Raw genomic sequence first — 19,216 nt, 5'->3', positions numbered from 1 at the left:
ACTTTATCCATGTCCACTTTGTTCTCAATCAATACCTTGCCATCTGCTTCACTGTTTGACAAGGAAAAAACATCATTCGCCGCTACACCGTTCACTTTTATCGATGCCTCTACCGATATCTCATTTTTGTCCCAGTTGCTTACACGGATAATTTTAGGATAATCGAATTTAAAATCAACTGTTTGGCCTTTCTTAACAGGATAAAGCTTTGCTATTTTTTCCTGAGATAAGGCAATATACGGCACTAAGGCTGTAAAAAGCCAGCATAATACTAATTTCATAATGGGTTTGATTTAGGAGTTCCAATAGGGGATTGCCTATTGGAACGGTATGAATGGATTTATTTTACGCGGAGGTATACATTCTGGTAGTTTGATTTAAGGATAAAATCAGATCCACCACCATTAATTTTACCTTTAATATCTTCTGAGCTTCTTCCGCCATAAACGGCCAGGCCTCTGACAGTATTTATCGTTCCGGTGGCGCTCTTCACACCGGCAACCGTTAACTGGCTGTTTGCCGGTCTACCGATACCCGTTACATCGCTTTTATCGTCTGCCACTTGTTTATCAATCGCGATCTTAAGCTCGTCAGCTGCGTAAATTTTTCCAAAACTGGTCGAAAGGTCTACGTTGGCTTTCACATTTGCAGGAAGCGAAACATCTACGTGGCCATAAACCGATACGATAGAAACAGGCCCTTTAATCACATCGGCAAAAGTAGCATCTATAGTTCCATAAAGTGATTTGATATTCATTGGCCCTGTGTTGTTTTCCAGCTTGATTTTATTATAGCTGGTTGATACCTCAATTTCATTTTTCAGGTTTTTAAGGATGATTTCTTCCTGATAGATATTGCTTTTATTTAAAAAAGTGATTTTGATGTTCTGCGGAACTTTGATTGAAATAATGCCATCAATCTTTTTATTTACGGCATTTACATTAATTTCAGTGCCCTTTTCGGATACATCTATTCCTAATCCAGTATTATCTACAAAACCTGAAGCAGTGATTACACGCAGTCCTTTCGCCCGTTCATCAACAATTTCATTTTCATTTTTTGGAAGAGAAAATATGATTTCGTTACCGCTGTAACCTTCTACTATGGCGCCGGGAATATTTAAGTTTAATTGTCCGGATGACTTGCTGAGTTTGTATTGTTTCTGTGCTGAAGCGCCAATGGCAACTGAAAGCAGCGCAGCCAGAACGATAAATTGTTTTTTCATAATTTTATGGGTTATAAGTACTATAATTTGTCTTGATTTAATAATATGGTATAAGCTTCATCTCTTACCGCAACAAAAGTTTCCGGATTGTTAACGATAGCATGTAGTTGGTCATCAATTTTAACATTCTTCATTTTTCCAAGTAAGCTGACCAATCCGAGCTGAACCATCGGGTCATCCTGCTTATTTAATGAATTAACGAGCAAGGAGGCGGCATAACTATCCGATTGGTGTTTTTCTAATACACTTAGCGCTGCCAACCGCACATTGGTATTGCCATCATGATTGAGCGTTTGCGAAAGCATATTTAAAACCTGGTTATTGATTCGGTCTGATTTTTCTATCTCCAGAATGGCCAATAACCTGATGCTTGCTGAACTGCTGTCTTGCAGCGCTCTATAATCAGTGATAACCTGTTTTGCCGGTAGTTTTTTTATCTCTTCTTTAGCTACAGTCTGCTGAATTGCCATTGGTGTTGATGCCTTTAGGCTTTCAGTAGCTGTTTCAGGCTTTATTGTCTCCGGCTTCGTAACTGTTGGAAGCTGTTTATCGTCCAATGGTTTGGTTTGCGTATAATTTACTTTCGTTTCCTGCTGGCGGTAAAAAAAAATCCATGTTGATGCCAGGGCAACAAGTAAAGATGCTGCGATCAACCATTTTTTGCTGTTAAACAGCGAAACCTTTTTAGCCTGTGGCGCAACTGTTCGCTTAAACCGTTGCATATCAAAAGCAGGTGCTTCGAGATGATCGAATTCCGCCCTGTTCTGCTCCACAAAATCCTTTATCTGATCATTCATAATAACATTTATCTTTTAGTGATAATAAAATCTTCTTTTTTGCCCTATGGTATTGGGTTCTTACATTAGTTGGCGTTAAGTCGAGCATTACCGCAATTTCTTCATGTGTAAATTTTTCAAAAACATGGAGGTTTACTATTGTTTTATATCCTGAGGGAAGCGATTCGATACTTTTCTTCATATCATCTACCTTACAATCCAAAATCTCCATGTGCTCCGTATCCGTTCCTTCATCCTCTACGTCCATGTCTCCCAAATCAGAAAACAATATTTTTCTTTTTCTGATATGAGAAATGGAACGATTGATAGCGGCCCTTTTCACCCAGGCTTCTATGTTCAAAACACCCTCCAATTTGCCCACTTCAGTAAATACAGCACAAAATGTATCCTGAAGAATATCTTCTGCCTCTGCGGTATGGCTTACAATTCTGCTAATTGAATTATAAACTTTTCTGGCATATCGGTTATAGAGTCCGGTATAACCGCCTTCCTGCCCGTTGAGACACAATGCAATGAGTTCCTTATCCGTTATTTTATCTGCAGATGGCAATGGCGGAGCTTTTTAATTTATCTTTCTTTACGTTTCTATATTCTAGTCGCAACTTATTTAAAAGTGTTACACTATTTGCTAATTATTTCTGAAAAAAAATAAAAAATGGCGATAGCAGATGTCAGGGACATCAAACAGATGGGTTGAAGAAAATGTGACCGGGAAAATTAGTAGACAGGAAAAACATTCCTGTTCTTAAATTTAGGAATGCTTCTTTGCAGTAGATTTAGATGCTTTACCTGGATGTGGGATGGCGAAAAGCTTAGGTTGCTGCGGTCAGGAAGCTGGGTGATGTGTAGAGTATTTAGTTTGGAGTGAATATCTTCCTTAACTATGTCCTGTTCCACTAAAATTGGCCGGACTTTCATTCACCTGACTATCGGAAATAACAGGAATGGTTTCCTGATAGGATAACTCCACAGCATCGAGATAGCTTCTTAATTTGGCGATGTTTTCGTTCACCTGTAATCTCTCTGTTTCGTTATGTTCAGGCGCACCATCCATTGATTTAATTACCTCAAGGGCATAATCCATAAAATCTTTTACATTTTCAGAAAGCAGTGGTTTCGGCGTAATCATATTATTTGTTTTAACTGTATGTTAAAGCAACAATAAAATCTTCTGAAAGTTTGGGGATTATGATTTAGCTGGGAATGATCGTTTTTGCGGTTTACGCCAATCCCAGGGCGCCACAGGATTTGGTTCCTTCCATAAACCGATTTTGTTCTTTCTGGCTTCGGCTTCGAGTTGGGCATACAGTTGATTTTTCGAATATTTCCGAAAGCGCCAGGCCATTCCCTGTTTCAGCATTTCCTGATTTACGATTTGCTTTTTATGATTTGCCACAACGGCAATCAGCCTGTGGTATCGATCGTAATTTTTGCCATAAACCGTTACCTGCTGCCCGAAACATAAATTAGATAAAGCAATTTTCGCGTTGTTTCCGAATGGCTGTGATCGTCTTTTCTCCGGGCAATCGATATGCGCCAGTCTAATTTTAACAAGTGTTTTTTGATACAGAACTTCCATGGTGTCGCCATCCATAATGCGGATGACTTTGGCGTTAAAGGTGCGGTGTTTAAGATTTGGAACCTGGACTTCAAGTTTAGAAATGGGCTGTATCCAAAACCATAGAATCAATACCGTTAATTTTCCCATCCACATAAAGTTTTCCCCTGACCCTTTGCTTTTTCTAAAGTTGTTTCTATAATCTTGTGCTGGCAGTTGCTTAATCCTCGGCAGCTCGATTTATAGTGATATTTTTTTCCTCCCGAACTGTTACAAAGTTAAACGGTTTTGGTTTCGCTGCAAGCAATGTTGATCAGAAGGAAGAGGGATAGGATGAGGGATTTCAAGTTTCGGTATTCTTACTAAACTGATGTAAAAAATGCGAGATTGCTTCCTATTCCGTCCCGAGAATGATTAGAAGCAATCTGCTGCATTTTGTGAGAGATATTGAGTGTTAATTGTATTACGTGTTATTTCTGAAGTTTTGTTTATCAAAAATAATGGTATACGCGAAGAGAATTTTACGGGAAACCGTAAAGCGAAAAATATTTGTTGAGAAACCGGCAGAAAATGTTTTTTGGACTACTGAACGGTTAAAATATTTTGATGATCAGGTGTTTTGATTATTGCTTCCGATTTTTCTTTCATCCACCAGTTGCTGTCTAAACGCTTAATAGAAGTAAATGTCCTTTTGTCGCCAACCTTCATATTAGGCGTATCGAAATGTCTATCCCAAACATGGATGAGCGTATCATTACCAATTTTAATCCACCATAATTTATTGCCGAATCTTTGCGTTTGGTATACTTCGGAAATAGTTCCTTCGATAGCTTTGGTATTAAAACCAGGTTCCATCAACTGAAAAACCTGCATCTTTTGTTTTTGAGCGCTTGCACTTCCAATCATGAAAGCGAAAATAAGTGGTGTTAAAAATTTTTTCATCTATAGCTTTTTTGGCTATACATGCAATGGATGTGATTTAGAGGGGATGCTATTTACACTTCACATGAAAATGTGCAATAATTGTAAATATGTAGTGCCAAACCTACAAATTTTTGGGGATATTGCTTTACGGGAAACCGTAAGAATGGCAGAAATATGATTTATGGCAGTAAAGCAGCGAGATCAATTTCATCCATTGAGAAGAGATCTTTTTTAAAGATTATTAAAATGGGCGCTCTCCGGCATGAAATGGGTAAGTTGTAATGAACTGATGAAGTTTCTAGGCTATGAAATCAAATAATGCCGTAATCTTTACAATAGGCAACCAACTGTTCGTTTTTAGCGAATTCAAGTGAATCTCTCATGATGGCCAAACGCTTTTCTACACTGCTCAACCCTGAAGGTTTAATGTTATGTTGCTGGAGGTATGCAGGAATATCTTTTTGCATAGTTCCCTGCGATAGCAACGAGATCAGCGTGACATCATAGCTTGAAAATTCAAAAGCATTTTTTTGTTTGATGGCTGGTTTTAAACTTTCAGATAAATAGGTTTTGTGTTGTGCAATATATTCGATGGCTTTTCTCAGGTCTTTCGCATCATGGCGGGCCTTGCGTACATAAGCATTAATTTGCGAAGCTTTGAAAAGACTGTCGATCACAGCCGGGTTTGTTTCTGCAGAAAATACCAGCACTTTGAGCTGGGGATGAATTTGCTTAACAGCTTCAATCAATTCCACACCGCCTGCAAGCTGTTGTTTCCGATGGTCTTCTTCGAAGGAAAGATCAGTGATTAATAAGTCGAATGGCTGATCATCATGCAGGCTTTTTCTAATCTGCATCAGTGCTTCATCACAGTAGTAAGTGAATTCGGCATTGGTGATACCAAAATCTTCCAAAGTTTTTCTAACTGAAATACTGGTGCTTTCGTGGTCTTCTGCTATTAATACTCGTTTGAACATCGTTTTGAATTAAGCAACCGGAAAAGAAATGTGAACCTTTAATCCTTTCTCCAATTTAGTTTCAAAGTTAACGGTCCCTCCAATCGTATCTATACGGGAAACCGTATTATTCAAACCATTATTAAAGTTTTTGTCGTCAGCTATGCCAATACCATTGTCGGTATAAGAAATAAGAATGTTATTTTCTTCCTCTTCGAATTTAATGACTACGGTACCAGCCTCGCTATGCTTTTTCATATTTACCATTAACTCCTGCAAAATGTGCTCCAGCTCAAATTGAGTCTTAGCATTCACATTTTCCCATAACGCAGCTTTGTTGCCCACGATGATGACTTTAGTTTTACTGGTTGCAAAAGATGTTAATAATACCGACAGTTTTTCATTGAACTGCTGCTGGTGTAATTCAGGTTTATCGTATGAAATATCTCTTGATTTTTCATAAAGGTTCTCAATTTTATCAATAATCAGCTCACGATCGATATCAGGCTGGTTCTCCATTTCGCTCATAATTCGATATAAGCCATTGGCTACCACATCATGTACTTTTTTTGAGGTTTTCAGTTGATTTTCCTGAACTGCATGTTGCTTTTCGAGTTCCATTTTTTGCTGTCGCTTTTTAAACCAGAGAAAAGCAATAACAGAAATGGCAATAAATGATAAAATGCCTAAAACCAAAATAACATCCCGCTTAATGATCTGATAACGTTTTTCTGTATTCTCTTTTTGAAGGATTAAGTTATCAGCCTTGCTTTTCTCGGATTCGTAACGAACAATTGCGAACTGATTTTTTGCGGCATTTCGGGCTGTTTGCAAGCTGTCGCTTAAACGTTGATAACTTTCAAAATACTTTTTTACAGCTGCTGAAGGACTCAGCGAAATTAATTTTTGCAAGGCTTCGAGCTGATCATCAGCACTGTTAAGTTTCTGTGCAATTTGATACATATTTTTGGCATACAGTAATGCTGAATCGGGCCTGGATGAAGTATAATAATCGGCAAGGTGTGCGTAGCTGGCATTCAATCCCCAATCGTCCTTGTTTTTAATACGGATGTTTAAAGCTTTTAACAACAGTGGCGCAGCATCATAACCGGCATTCCCCATCCACATGGTTTTTGCAGCATTGGAGAGAAAGCGGGCATATTGCGTACTGTTTTTGGTTTTTTGAAGCAGTAGTTCATTGTAGATTTTTGCAGATTGCGGATATTGCTTCAGTTTTTGAAGCGCCATGGCTTTATTACTTAAAATAACAGGTCTTGCATCATCATCAGCATGTTTCAAGGCCATGTTAAAATAGGAGAAAGCCAATTGGTATTGTTTTAAATCCAGGCTACTTCTACCCAATTCGTTATAGCTGGATGCCCAACAGGTGGCATGCTTTGGGTTTTTGATATTAATGAGTTTTAATGATCGGGTAGCACTTTCTTGTGCACCAAAAAAATCTCCTGCAGAATTTTGAATCTGGGCCATGAAACTATAGGAGGTTGCGATCGTTAAACTATCTTTACTGGTTGTAGCAGCAATATTGAAGTAATAAAAAGCCGAATCGTTTTGGTTTGCAAATAGCTGTTCTGCTTTTTTGAGATTAATATCTTCCTGAGGATGTGAGGTAACTTTCTGTTTCTTACAGGCGAAAAGGCAAATAAAAAGAATCGGGAGCAGGCGGTAAATTTTCAAGGGGCTAAGTTTTCCCAAATATAATTAAAAGAGCGATTGCATAAATCGCTCTTTTTAGAAAATTATGGCTTTTTAGGTGGTACTGATCCTGTTTCGCCACCGGTATCATCGCCCGGATCCTGATCTCCGGGATCTGTATCACTAGGATCTTCTCCATTGCTATTGATGTTCACTGTTGTGCCCGAACCAGCAGGCGGTGTAGTGGTAGTTGAAGGATTTACTAAACCCAATAAAATGGCAATAAATAAAGGAATAAACATGATTCAAAAATTTTAGAATTGAAATACTTGCAGTTCTCCCCGAACCATTCGGGGAGTTTGCTGCGGTGTAAATCAGAAGGCCTTCTGAAAATTTTTGGGAAGTGCTCGAGTTCCCATCGCGGCTGCTTTTTAACTGCTTCCCAGGTCAGTTATTGACAACCACGATGTTTACTCTTAGCATTCAGGTTCTATTAAATGCCTTTCCGTAGAATGCACTTGTGCTGTTTGCTGAGACAAATGTGGGGAGGTTTAATTTGAATATTTAGAGAATTCCGATCTTTCCGATCGAATTCCAGAATTTCCGGAAATTCCGTTTATTTGCAGTCGTTAACGCCTCAATCATGCCCGAAAATCACGATCATCCAGTACTTAAAGAATATAAGATTAGAAAAGATAACAATGAACTGTCTCCAAATCTTTACCATCCTACGCCCGCATCTTTACGAGATGAATGCTTAATTGTATATGAAGAAAGAGGGAAGCCAAATCATGATCCTGTTTTAAGGGCTTTTTTCGGTGCTATAAATGCCGATGAAAATTATGATAACAGGATTTCAAATTTTGATATTGATAGGTTTAAGCCATTGTCATATTTTCTAAGAGGAACTTCGCAAAGCACAAATAGAACGAATGTTGATTTGCTAAATTGGCTAATGGGAAACAATGATTCCGATCCTATACCATCTTCACCTCCAGATTCAACAAGTCTCCCGAAACCCTGGTATAAGGCTTTAAATGCAAATGTATGGGTTGCGCTGGCTTTGATTATTATGTTATTAATTGGAAAGCTTGGATTTTATATATGGGAAGAAAGCATCTTTTCAACTGAGCAACCCACCAAGACGGAAAAGTGCATGTACTGGACAGGTTACCATTATGAACCTATATCCTGTGAAGTGATCAAGCCTGGAGTTAATATTGTTCCCCTGGAAAGAGGTAAGCTGAAGCGCATGCGGAAGATTCCTTTTTTTGTGAAAGTTACCAAACGTGATGTTGGTAAACTTTGGAGAGCAAAAGTAGATGGTAAACTAGAATATTTCACCGACAGTGGTATGCACCCTGTAGAAACTGCGAAAAGGCTATTGCCTCTAAGCAGTTATATGGTTGGGAAATATGAAGTAGAGAAAAATTTAATAACTGATATACTATACTGGACTTATTATGTTGCATTTTTCTATCTGCTTATTTTTATGGTATTTCAAATCCTATGGAAGAAAAAAATAGTCAAAAGTGAGTGCTAATTATCATTTCTTAACTCGGTTTATTTATTCCCCAGCAAATTCTCCGTTTTATCTAAAAAATACTCAGTTGCTTCATTAATGTCTATGCCCATACGTTCGGCCAGGACAGTAAGCCACCAAATGCATTCGCCAAGTTTATGGTTAAGTTCTTCATCTGTATTGGCTTTTGGCCATCGACCTTGTTGCGACATCACCAAACGGCCTACCAATCCGGCATCGCTGAGAAAAGCAAGGGCATCTTCCTCAACATTCCATTCGGTACCATGGTGCTGTAATTCCAGCTCCCTGTATTTTTCACGAATGGCCATTGATCGGTTTTTGATATTCTGAAGATTTGTATTTTCCATTGTACTATTTTTTAAGGTTAAGGAACATGGGTTTTTGTTGCAGTATTTTGTGATAAACAGCACACGATTCGCTATGTGCGCCAGGTAAATAACCAATGCTCATCAAAAATTCACCAACAATTTCTCCTCCGGTAAATTTGAATGTTTTCTTAAAAAGCTTAACCCACTCCATTTTGGTTTTCGTGTGGTGATGTAGCAACCATTTTTCAAATGAACCAAATTCTTTTTGAAGTACGAGAATGGTTTTGGCATTTTCAATTGCTGCGTTTACCTTAAGTTTATTCCTGATGATTCCGGCATCCTGAAGTAAACGTTCACGGTCTTTTTCGGTGTAAGCAGCAACTTTTGCAATGTCAAAATCATCATAAGCTTTCCTGAACGTTTGTTCTTTCTTTAATATGGTTTCCCAACTTAAACCAGCCTGGTTAATTTCCATGATCAATCGTCCAAACAACTCATTGTCGTCATGAATGGCGAAACCATAGTGGTTATCATGGTAGTTTTGATGAAGGCTCCTGCTCGGTTCGGCCTTAGCAGCGATATAATTACAATATGCCATCGTTAAATTTATTATTGCAGACTGCTTTTATACTGCAAGGGTGTAATACTGGTTTTATGTTTAAATAATTTGGTAAAAGATTGCGGGTGTTCAAAGCCCAACTGGTAAGCCACCTCGGCAATGGTCAATGTATCTTTCGCGAGGTAAGCTTTCGCCTTGTCAATTAATTTATCATGAATGAATTGTTGGGTATTTTGTCCGGTTAAATTTCGAAGTAAGTCACTCAGGTATCTTGCGGATAAATTTAACTCTTCCGCTACAGCAGCAACAGTGGGCAAGCCTGTAGCTAATGCTTTTTCATCGTTAAAATAAGTTTCAAGATAATTTTCAAGTTTGCTTAATACGTCATGGTTTACGATTTTGCGGGTAATAAACTGCCGGTTATAGAAACGATTGCTGTAATTGAGCAGGAGCTCGATTTGGGAAATCATTACATCCTGACTAAAATGATCGATCCTTTCTTCTAACTCGGCCTGAATATGCTGGAAAATGACCCAGATGGTTTGTTTTTCTTTTTCAGAAAGGTACAGTGCTTCTGATGCAGCATAGCTAAAAAAGCCGTATTGTTTGATCTGATCATTCAAAGCATATTGACGAATAAAATCGGGATGAATGTGTAATGATAAGCCCTCGTAATTGGCTTCTTCATCTTGCATGCGCAGGAGCTGTCCTGGTGCAACGAACGACATTCCGCCTTCTTCAAAATCATAAAACCCTTGTCCGTATCTGATCTGGCCCTTAAAATTTGTCTTAAAAGAGATCTTATAGAAATTTAGAATGATGCCTGCCTCAAAATCTTTGGCGTTGAAAACGGCATCTCCATAGTTGATGATGCTGATGAGTGGATGCAGCGGTTTAGGTTGCCCCATTGCCTGATGCAACTGCGATAATGAATTGAATATTTTCGGACTGGCTTTCATTTTTTGATGATAGGCGTTAATTAAATGCTAAAATACAAAATATTAAAAGGCAAATGCTGACTTGAGTTCCTGTACCTGTGCTTCTGCGCCTTTGCTTGTTCGTTGTGCAATCAATTCCAAAGCGTCCCGGCCGGCAATGTACCTAAACCGACCAGTGCCATCGTTGGCCGCTTTGAAAACGACTTGTGCAATATCTTCCACTTTAGAATAATTGGCCACTTGCTCTGCGCTATATCCTTTACTCACCGCTGTAACCAATTTTTCATAAGCATCATGCTGAGCGGATTCCATGGATCGGCTGGCGAAATCAGTTTGAATGCCACCGGGAGCAATTACTTTCACCTGAATACCAAACTGCGCCAGTTCAATTGCTAAACTTTCTGAAAATCCATCAACAGCAAATTTAGTAGCGCTATAAATGGAGCAGGTAGGGAAACCCATCAGTCCGAATGTGGAGGTAATATTGATAAACATACCACTCTTTTTCATGCGAAAATGTGCTATAAATGCCTGTGTTACCCTGATTACGCCAAGGAGGTTGGTGTTCAGCTGTTTCACAATTTGATCATCGGCCAAGGCTTCGAGAGGTGCAACTAAACCATAACCTGCATTATTCAATACCACATCTATCGAATATTGATCTGTGATTTGCTTGGTCGTTTCTGTGATTTGCTTGGTATTGCTGATATCGAGCGGTAGCAAAATTACATTCTTCAGCTTGGTAAGTTGGTTTTCCTTTTCCGGGTGGCGCATGGTGGCAATTACACGCCATCCTTTGCTATGGAATAATTGAGCAGTGGCTTTTCCTAAACCTGACGATGCTCCTGTGATCATGATTGTTTTCATTCTACTTAAATTATACCCAAAGTTCGTTTAAGCAGTTGCTTAACAGATCGCCAAAATGGAGGATTACTTCGCCAAAATGACATTGGATTTGAAATAAATTAAGGCTTAACATCCCCCTTAAAACAGGAAATAAATTTGCTATTTCGGGTAATTAATCGTATATTTAAGTTAATCAAACAGAATAAGCCTATAGAAAGAACCAGACCTAATTAAAATTGATCACATCAAATTATTAAATATGAGAAGATACATTTTAGGCGTTTCAGGTTTGTGTTTTATTGCTTTTTCGCTCGTTTTTACGTCCTGGAAAAAAAGCAATACGTTAGAAGAAAAAACAATCAACGCCAACATTACACCATTAAAAAATGCTTATTTAAATTATGCTGAACATATTTACGATTCAGCCCATTTAAAAGCATCCGGTCTTGCTTTTCCAGTATTTGAAAAAGCGTTAACAGGGTTCTATAATCTCAAAAAATCGGGCCGTGTTTCTGACAGCCCTTTGCTAACCATTGCTGATTTTGATCAGGCCAGTTCAAAGAAGAGATTGTACATCATTAATTTGGCTGAAGAGCGTATGGTTTTAAATACCTGGGTAGCTCACGGTCAGAAAAGTGGAGAAGATCAGGCGGTTGCTTTCTCCAATCAAAATGATTCATTTACCAGCAGCATTGGTTTTTATGTTACGGGTGAAGAATATCAGGGTGCACATGGCCGATCATTGAAACTGGATGGAATGGATCCCGGGTTTAATGATAATGCCCGCTTACGGTCAATTGTTATTCATGGTGCGCCTTATGTAAGTGAGGGAACCATTGCAGCTTTAGGCCGATTAGGCAGAAGTCAGGGTTGCCCTGCAGTTGCGCCAGAGCTTTGTAACGAGGTGATTAACACACTTGGTTCTGGCAGTGTGTTATTCATTAATAAATCAACTGCAGCATACCATTCTGCTTATTTAAATGAAGGCACCGCAGCGGCATTTGCACAGGTACCAGGTTTACTAAATTCAGATTTAGCCAGCATTCATCAAGATTAAATTCGGGTGAGATGGGTGTATAAAACCGCATCTAGCCCATAAACATCTTTAACAAATTTAAGGCCGCCACTGTTACTGTCTTTCCAGCAGGTAAAATAGCTTAGATAAACCGGAATTTTTGCCGGCAATGCAATGTCCTCAGCCTTAGGGTCATCACTGTCCATACCTTTCTTAATCTGCTCAAACTTTGCTCCGGTGCCAAAAAGTGCCTGCGCAAGTTCGAGCGGTTTTTCAACCCGAACGCAACCATGACTAACAGCCCTTACAGATTGGTTAAAGGCAGCTTTGGCTGGCGTATCGTGTAAATATACGCTGCTTTGATTATTGAAAAGAAACTTGATTTTGCCTAGGGAGTTATCCTCTCCTGGTCTTTGTTTAAAAGTATAGGTTTTCCCGGTACCCGACGCTCCAAAATCAATCGTTTCCGGATCTTCAATTTTCTTGCCGTTGTAAAAAACATCTATATTGTTATTGGCCAGGTAGTAGGGATCTTTAGCTGCATATTTTGTGATTTCATTCGTGGCAATACTTTCTGGTATATTCCACACCGGATTAACCTGCACACTGTGAATCATGCTTTTAAGCTGTGGTGTTTCGCGGTTAAAGGGACGATCCTTTTTCAGATCATTCTCATCATATTCTGTAAGGGATGTTGCCTGATTGTTATTTCTACCCTCACCCACGCAAACTTTCATTTGTAAAGTAGGTTTTCCATTTTCTATCACCTGTAATTGATAATCAGGAATATTTACCCAAACATATTTATTTTCGGTAGGCAGATTTTTCCAGCGTAATCTTTCGAGGTTGACCAATAAAATACGGTTGGTTTCCTCAGCAGACAACCCTGGTGCCGTAAGGCGATCGCGTAATGCGGTCTGTAATAATTTGTAGTTTTCTGTTTTTGGCTGAATGCTATCTAAAAAAGCGGATATGTTTTTCGTTTCAAATGGCTTTCTGAAACTAATTGAGTCTGGTCGTTGTGTTGCTGTGTAATATTGCGCATATATCCTCCTCGGACTGATTAAGCCAAATTGCATGGCATTGCTATAATCGCTAAGAGCTGTTGCTGCCGTAAGTTCCAAACTAATTAATGCCTCGTAAGCATCGTCAACAGTCTTAATTTCTGCTTTATTATAAATTTTATCAACGAGTTTATTGAGCTGCTCTGCTTTAAAAACTGATGGAGATAAGCCATGTTCCGGTGCTTTATTAAACACTGCAACGGCTTGTTTCAAGCCACTATCCGGTAAATGTTTCATCACCATTACTGGCTCATAATCATGTTGCGCATAAAATGATGACATAAAACCAGGATTACGAAATAGCTGCTGCCTGGCCGTAATTGCAGCCTTCATTTTCTCACCGAAGGTTTCTGCTGTAATTTCTTTGAAAACTTTGTTGCCCGTTTCTTTACTCAGCGCAGCGCCAATATCAGATTTGCTTTTTTTACAGGCCTGAAAAACAGAAACAAAAAGCATCAGCATTAAAAACAACCCTGTTAGCTTAGGGCTAATCATCTTTCTTACATCCATGCCGATATAATAACGATTTGCCTTTTTTTGTTTTTTGGTTTTCGTATTGATTTGATTTACAGTCGCTAATTTATTTTTCAGATTTATTTGTTGCCACGTCTGTAAAACTTTGCCCTATCAAAATGGTGATGATTGTAAAACGAATTTTGATCCATTTCTATGATAGTTTCTTCCATCCGCAAGGCTGCCGGACTCCCGATGGCATCTCTGATTTCATCCTCTGTACTTTGGTCCACTTCTCCTGAAACATAATAAGGAAGTGCTTTAAACTGATCGGTGTGGATGTTTGGAAGAATCACAATGTCATCATGATCATGCAAATGCGCAAGCCCAATGGGAATGAGCACACCTTTGCTTTCCAGATCAACACCTAAATCATCGAGGTCAATAATTAGATACCTTACAGCATTATTTTGCGGATCGAACAGTAAATCTCTTACTTTCCCGATTGATGCTCCCGCTTCATTTTGAACCGTCCATCCTTTAATATCAGCTTCTCCTGCCGTTAATTTGTAATCGCTGTTCGCTAATTCTAACAGTTGACTGTAAGTATTTCCCTGGTTTTCCATATTATGATGTCTTTTGCAAATTTAATTCTGGTAAGACAACAATGGCTTAAGGCAAAGGTTTTAATCAGCGATGATTGGATTTGAAATGAGCAATGTCTTTAACTGCTGGTTCTCCTCATCGTTAACGGGTAATATATGTCTAATCAATTTAAAGAGATTTTTTTTATCATCTAATTGCGATTCAATTAGCGATAAAATCATTTTCTCCTGTGATTCATTTAAACCCTTAAACAGGCGGGGCTGGATACAATAAAGTGCCTTAACCAGTTCGATAAATAATTGTTTCTGCTCCAGTTCAGCCGCATCAAAATCAGGCATCGACTGTGCATTTTCGAATTTCCGAATCAGTTCATTTGCGGCATCATCTTTTACAAACTCCTTTTGTTTTTGATTGACAATTTTTTTGAAGGTCTTTGATGAGCTGTTTAAAAATCGGGCTCTGTGGATTGGAACCAAACATGTTTGTGGTTTCTTCCGTATCAGTAAAATTAAACAGATTGAAATAATCTGATTCAACGTAAACGCTGTGGTAAAAGTTAATGGCGTTATTATTGAAGGATGTGAGCTGTTTGAAAACCTCTTTTTTCTCACTGTTTAAGAAGTAGTAATAGAATTTATCGCCAATTTTTTCATTCCAGCGCACAAAAGTAATGGTAAAGTTAAACCGAGAGGTAGAGGCATCTACAATCTCCCGCTCAAAAACTTCATGATCAGCCAAAAGATCTTCGTATTTAATTCTATCGCCATTTATACATAACTGAAAGTCATTTTTGCTGTTCAGCAGTAAGAACCACCCGAATTCAGATTTCAGGTAATTGATAAAAGCCTCGCTGGTAAAAGAATAAGCAGTTACGCCAAACAGGTTAATAAGTTTCAACCGTGTTCCCGTTTCCATATCAGCTGCAACCCGCTTGTTTTCATCGGCATAATAATCCTTGTTGCTGGCGCTGATATTTACATCATAGTTAATGTATTCATTTGCCACCTCATCAAAAAATGTGGTATTCCAAATAGCTTTTTGCGCAAAGGCGATGAAAGAGAATCGACCTTTACCTTTTTTCCCACGAACATAAGATGACCGATGGTCTGAGCCGCGTTTCAAGGAATCTAAAAAGGCGCCAAACGTTTGGTGCAGGTTGTTCAGGTTAATGCCGCTCCCATTGTCGATGATTTTGATAGCAGGAATAAAATCTATTTCATTGGTATCAAAAACCAGATCAATTTTTGTGGCTCCTGCATCAAAACCATTCCAGATCAGTTCGGAAATGGCTTCCATGTAATCACGGGTTATCCCTGAAAATTCTACACTATTATTGTTGATGCTGACCTTATTTTCCATTTTTGCGATTGATAAAAATAAACCGCAAAATACTAAATTAGTTAGCAATAAAAGGAAAATTTATCAACTTAAATATTAGAATTGCGCTTGTTCACCTGCTCATAAGCTCGCTAATTATTCTAACGTCACCTCGCAAGTTTTGGTGGAAATGGTCCGTTACTGGCAGGTATAGGATACCAGTAACTTTTTTCTCCATCAGTTTCGATGCTTTTTATAATTTCGGTAAGTGTAGTAGGGCGGTAGCTGGCATCATAATAATACCTTTCCAATACCGATTGATCTATCGTTTGCCTGGTTTCATCATCAAGTTTAATTTCGCGGAGGGCCTTTGGAGTGATGTTAAAAGGAAAAATGAGTGAATTGTAGAGTTTGCCCGTGTAGGCATTTGGTGCTACGTATCTTTTTAAAAAGTCAGCTTCGAATCCTAAACCTGCAGCTTTTGCTTTTTCAACCATCCAGCTAAAAGCAATGTCGCTCAGCCCTGTTTCTCGATAGCCACCACCGATATTGGAATGTACACCACAAAACCATCGCTGTTCTAAAACCTGTGGATTGACCTGATCTGCTGCCGCATTTTTATCCTGAATCCAAAGGGTAGGCGTAAAGCTGCTTCTTTTTTCATCAATGGCTAAGGCATGGTAAGCAAAATCAATGTAACTGCTTAGTGTGGTATCGTGAAACTGATATTTCGATGCATTATAGGGTCTGAATAGTGAAAGGGGAATGCCCAGTGACCCAACGGTATCCCAAACACCTACAAATTTAATGCGGCTTTCAAAACTATTACGTTCTCTAAATGCAATAGCTTTTTCGCCACCGGGCGCCCAATCAAGTTCTGTTCGTCTACGATAGTAATTGTATGCCTGATCAATTAAACTCAAATCATTGTTTTTGATAATTCCGCAGTTGCGGATCATTCCCGCCAGACTGCGGGCGGTGTAGGCACCTCTGCTAAAACCAAACAAATAGATCTCATCTCCCTTAACAAAATTCCAAACTAAAAATTTGTAGGCACTAACAATGTTGTGGTCTAAGCCAAATCCCGTGGCACCATCTAAATACCTGCGCAGTTTGCTCCCCGAAGTGCCAACGCCATCTGTATAATATTTAATCTGTTCGATACCCTTATCGTCGGTATTGCAAATGCTTTCGAACATTTTTTGAACATTCGTACGAATAGGCAAACCGTCTTCACTATCGCCAGGACTGTTCCAGGTGCCATCGCAACAAATAATAATTCTTTTCATATTAATGATTTATTATTGAAAGCGTTGCGATAACTTGTATCTGAGAAATCTGGTTTATCTTTACAAATTCATAATTTCTGAACCGCATTTTTAGATCATTTAGATATTTCATGAAAACCATTTATTGCCAAAAACAGTAATCAAGGGGATGTTTACTAAATATATATGCACTTTGCTCTATTAATTTTGATAATTAATAATCAGGAGTAACGGTGGGAACGAATTTTAACGGCGTATACAGGGTAATAACTTTAAAGATAATTTATAACAAACTGATTGTCAATACTTAAAAGTTAGTATTCTTTTAGCATTTGAATTCAAAGAGAATAGAAAAACTATAGAAACGAGAAAGCCTCATATCTCTATGAGGCTATATTGAATGTCTTATAAGTATCCACCGATAAAACTAAACCAAACAAACTATATCATAAACACGATAACAATGGCTTTGTTTTAAGATTTTAAAAAAAATTAAAAAATGTAATCTTGAGAAACGTTAGGCTTTGATGCGTTTTTTTGACAGGTATTTCCGAATGGGAATATCAAACAAAATCATGGTTAAATAAGCAAGGGAAACCAAAGCAATTATTCCGCAGCTGATGACCAGTGCCAGTTTTAAGCCTTCAGGTTTGTAAGTATTGTAGTAGTTGGCGAATATCCAAATGGCCATATAATGTGTCATGTAAAGCGGATAGGATATTTTTCCTGAAAATATGCACAATTTATGCAGGCCTTGTGTAGCCACGGTACCTGCACCAAGCGAAACCAGTAAAGGGAAATAAATAACCACCACAAAACTTTCAGTTAGCCAGTTATAAGATGAGTAAGGCATAAAAAAAGCCAGCAGCAAAAGAATAGATAAGCCGATAAAACCCAGTTTATTTTTGATAATCCAATTGTATCGGTAGATGATTAAACCTGCGATGAAAGAATAAAATATTCTGGCTCCGCCTTCCCAAAAGTTTTCACCAGCCCAACCGCCTAAAAGCGAACCTGCATGATAGGCTACGCCTACTAAAATTACGGCAGCGGTACATGCCAAAACAATGAGGTATTTTTTCGGTAATTTATAAAGTACAAAAGCATAGAAAATATTGGCCACATATTCCCAAAACAATGACCATGCGGGTGCATTTAGTCCAAAATTATTGAAATATCGATCTTCCATGGTAGGAAAGGGAATTAATAACGCAGAGGTAAGGAATAATAAAGTGATTTTACCAATGCTGTATTGTGCCGCCGTTCCGCTAAATGGGTCGAATAGGAAGGTCAATAACCCCAATACCGAGCCGAAGATGACCAATGGATGCAGTCGGATTACCCTCGATTTAAAAAACTCCATGATGCCCATTTTTTCCAGACGATCGTCATAAGCATAGGCAACTACAAAACCCGAAAGACAGAAGAAAAAATCGACTGCTAAAAAACCATGACCAAGTATGTTTTTGCTAAATTCGAAAACCACTTCCATAAAGTGGAATGCAACGATTGCTAAAGCGGCGACACCCCTCAATCCATCAAGGATGTTAAAATGCTGCTTCGTTTTTAAAAGGCTTGGATTAACGTTGGTCATGCGATGCTGGCTACTGATTCCTAATGAGCGAGAGGTATAATTAACAAGGATACAGAAATGGCCACATTATGCCAAATAAAACTTACGCAGATTTTTGACGGTTTAAAATAAAAGGACTTTCAGTTTAGTGAAAGTCCTTTTCTGCATTTATTTAGTAATTCCCAAAGTTAATCATCCATTGGATGCCAAATTTATCTTTGAAGCTTCCGAAGTAGTCACCCCAGAACATATCTTCCATGGGCATTTCAACGGTTCCTCCAGCTGACAGGCCATTAAAAAGTTTGTCTGCATCTTCCCTGCTTTCAGCCGCCAGATGAACATACATGTTATTGCCTTCTCTCAGCACATGGCCGGCAGATGGAACACAATCAGAGGCCATTAAAATGGTATGCTCATTTATCGGAAGGGCCACGTGCATCACTCTGTTCCGCTCATTTTCAGGTAATTTATCCGATTCAGGCGCATCACTCATTTTCTTAAAAAAGGCAAATTCTCCACCTAAAACAGATTTATAAAAATTGAAAGCTTCTTCAGCCTGGCCGTCGAAGTTTAAATAAGGGTGCATGGTTCTCATAACTTATAGTGTGTACGT

The 19,216-nt window shown here is 38.6% G+C and carries 23 protein-coding genes; 2 read left to right on the top strand and 21 right to left on the bottom strand.

The window, feature by feature from the left end:
- The 10 genes from ON09_RS14075 to ON09_RS14025 form a co-directional block, all read right to left on the bottom strand.
- Positions 1-281, bottom strand: a 281-nt coding sequence (locus ON09_RS14075) for a hypothetical protein (protein ID WP_010601706.1), incomplete at its 3' end; no start/stop codon positions are given.
- Positions 282-340: 59 nt separating this feature from the next.
- Positions 341-1,225, bottom strand: a complete 885-nt coding sequence (locus ON09_RS14070) for a DUF4097 family beta strand repeat-containing protein (RefSeq protein WP_010601705.1) — start codon at positions 1,223-1,225, stop codon at positions 341-343.
- A 20-nt stretch (positions 1,226-1,245) separates the two neighbouring features.
- Complete coding sequence (locus tag ON09_RS14065; protein ID WP_010601704.1) at positions 1,246-2,022, bottom strand: HEAT repeat domain-containing protein; 777 nt, start codon at positions 2,020-2,022, stop codon at positions 1,246-1,248.
- Entirely contained in the window at positions 2,015-2,572 is a 558-nt protein-coding gene (locus ON09_RS14060) for an RNA polymerase sigma factor (RefSeq protein ID WP_010601703.1), read from the bottom strand. Before ON09_RS14060 ends, ON09_RS14065 begins: the two co-directional genes overlap by 8 nt.
- 327 nt (positions 2,573-2,899) lie before the next feature.
- Entirely contained in the window at positions 2,900-3,151 is a 252-nt protein-coding gene (locus tag ON09_RS14055) for a hypothetical protein (protein ID WP_010601702.1), read from the bottom strand.
- Positions 3,152-3,208: 57 nt separating this feature from the next.
- On the bottom strand, positions 3,209-3,730 hold the full coding sequence (locus ON09_RS14050; RefSeq protein WP_238533688.1) for a thermonuclease family protein: 522 nt from the start codon (positions 3,728-3,730) through the stop codon (positions 3,209-3,211).
- Between the two features lie 432 nt (positions 3,731-4,162).
- Positions 4,163-4,522, bottom strand: a complete 360-nt coding sequence (locus tag ON09_RS14045) for a hypothetical protein (RefSeq protein WP_010601700.1) — start codon at positions 4,520-4,522, stop codon at positions 4,163-4,165.
- Between the two features lie 293 nt (positions 4,523-4,815).
- Complete coding sequence (locus ON09_RS14035) at positions 4,816-5,481, bottom strand: response regulator (protein WP_010601699.1); 666 nt, start codon at positions 5,479-5,481, stop codon at positions 4,816-4,818.
- 9 nt (positions 5,482-5,490) lie between these two features.
- Positions 5,491-7,155 (bottom strand): tetratricopeptide repeat-containing sensor histidine kinase, encoded by a 1,665-nt coding sequence (locus ON09_RS14030; protein ID WP_010601698.1) that lies wholly within the window; start codon positions 7,153-7,155, stop codon positions 5,491-5,493.
- Positions 7,156-7,217: 62 nt separating this feature from the next.
- Positions 7,218-7,415: a hypothetical protein gene (locus ON09_RS14025; RefSeq protein ID WP_010601697.1), complete on the bottom strand. Its 198-nt coding sequence runs from the start codon at positions 7,413-7,415 to the stop codon at positions 7,218-7,220.
- A 341-nt stretch (positions 7,416-7,756) separates the two neighbouring features.
- On the opposite strand from ON09_RS14025, the gene ON09_RS14020 reads away from it, so the two are divergent.
- Positions 7,757-8,656, top strand: coding sequence for a hypothetical protein (locus ON09_RS14020; RefSeq protein ID WP_010601696.1), 900 nt, complete (start codon positions 7,757-7,759; stop codon positions 8,654-8,656).
- A 20-nt stretch (positions 8,657-8,676) separates the two neighbouring features.
- Here the strand turns inward: ON09_RS14020 and ON09_RS14015 are convergent, their stop codons facing one another.
- Genes ON09_RS14015 through ON09_RS14000 form a run of 4 tightly spaced genes read right to left on the bottom strand, consistent with a single transcriptional unit; the run spans position 8,677 to position 11,328 of the window.
- Entirely contained in the window at positions 8,677-9,003 is a 327-nt protein-coding gene (locus ON09_RS14015; protein WP_010601695.1) for a MazG-like protein, read from the bottom strand.
- A gap of 4 nt (positions 9,004-9,007) precedes the next feature.
- Positions 9,008-9,562, bottom strand: coding sequence for a DNA-3-methyladenine glycosylase I (locus ON09_RS14010; RefSeq protein ID WP_010601694.1), 555 nt, complete (start codon positions 9,560-9,562; stop codon positions 9,008-9,010).
- 11 nt (positions 9,563-9,573) lie between these two features.
- Positions 9,574-10,482, bottom strand: coding sequence for a helix-turn-helix domain-containing protein (locus tag ON09_RS14005; protein ID WP_010601693.1), 909 nt, complete (start codon positions 10,480-10,482; stop codon positions 9,574-9,576).
- Positions 10,483-10,524: 42 nt separating this feature from the next.
- The gene (locus ON09_RS14000) at positions 10,525-11,328 is read right to left on the bottom strand and encodes an SDR family oxidoreductase (protein ID WP_010601692.1); all 804 of its coding nucleotides are present in this window, start codon (positions 11,326-11,328) and stop codon (positions 10,525-10,527) included.
- A 238-nt stretch (positions 11,329-11,566) separates the two neighbouring features.
- Here ON09_RS14000 and ON09_RS13995 point away from each other — a divergent pair, with 238 nt between their 5' ends.
- The gene (locus tag ON09_RS13995) at positions 11,567-12,364 is read left to right on the top strand and encodes a murein L,D-transpeptidase catalytic domain family protein (RefSeq protein WP_010601691.1); all 798 of its coding nucleotides are present in this window, start codon (positions 11,567-11,569) and stop codon (positions 12,362-12,364) included.
- Here ON09_RS13995 and ON09_RS13990 read toward each other — a convergent pair.
- From ON09_RS13990 to ON09_RS13965, 7 genes are all read right to left on the bottom strand, one after another.
- On the bottom strand, positions 12,361-13,896 hold the full coding sequence (locus ON09_RS13990; RefSeq protein ID WP_010601690.1) for a L,D-transpeptidase family protein: 1,536 nt from the start codon (positions 13,894-13,896) through the stop codon (positions 12,361-12,363). The genes ON09_RS13995 and ON09_RS13990 overlap by 4 nt on opposite strands.
- A gap of 83 nt (positions 13,897-13,979) precedes the next feature.
- Positions 13,980-14,465 carry a PRC-barrel domain-containing protein gene (locus tag ON09_RS13985; RefSeq protein WP_010601689.1) on the bottom strand — a complete coding sequence of 162 codons (486 nt, stop codon included), beginning with the start codon at positions 14,463-14,465 and terminating at the stop codon, positions 13,980-13,982.
- A gap of 60 nt (positions 14,466-14,525) precedes the next feature.
- Positions 14,526-14,783 (bottom strand): hypothetical protein, encoded by a 258-nt coding sequence (locus ON09_RS24290; RefSeq protein WP_010601688.1) that lies wholly within the window; start codon positions 14,781-14,783, stop codon positions 14,526-14,528.
- A 43-nt stretch (positions 14,784-14,826) separates the two neighbouring features.
- Complete coding sequence (locus ON09_RS13980) at positions 14,827-15,804, bottom strand: ATP-binding protein (RefSeq protein WP_010601687.1); 978 nt, start codon at positions 15,802-15,804, stop codon at positions 14,827-14,829.
- A 125-nt stretch (positions 15,805-15,929) separates the two neighbouring features.
- Positions 15,930-17,051, bottom strand: a complete 1,122-nt coding sequence (locus tag ON09_RS13975; RefSeq protein ID WP_010601686.1) for a DUF2235 domain-containing protein — start codon at positions 17,049-17,051, stop codon at positions 15,930-15,932.
- A 496-nt stretch (positions 17,052-17,547) separates the two neighbouring features.
- Positions 17,548-18,624, bottom strand: coding sequence for an acyltransferase family protein (locus tag ON09_RS13970; RefSeq protein WP_010601685.1), 1,077 nt, complete (start codon positions 18,622-18,624; stop codon positions 17,548-17,550).
- Between the two features lie 151 nt (positions 18,625-18,775).
- Positions 18,776-19,198 carry a VOC family protein gene (locus ON09_RS13965; protein ID WP_010601684.1) on the bottom strand — a complete coding sequence of 141 codons (423 nt, stop codon included), beginning with the start codon at positions 19,196-19,198 and terminating at the stop codon, positions 18,776-18,778.
- Between the last annotated feature and the right edge of the window lie 18 nt (positions 19,199-19,216).

The organism is Pedobacter agri PB92, from assembly GCF_000258495.1.
Taxonomy (GTDB): Bacteria; Bacteroidota; Bacteroidia; order Sphingobacteriales; family Sphingobacteriaceae; genus Pedobacter; species Pedobacter agri.
The sequence above is the reverse complement of the archived record's forward strand: the minus strand, read 5'-3'. Positions and strand labels throughout refer to the sequence as shown.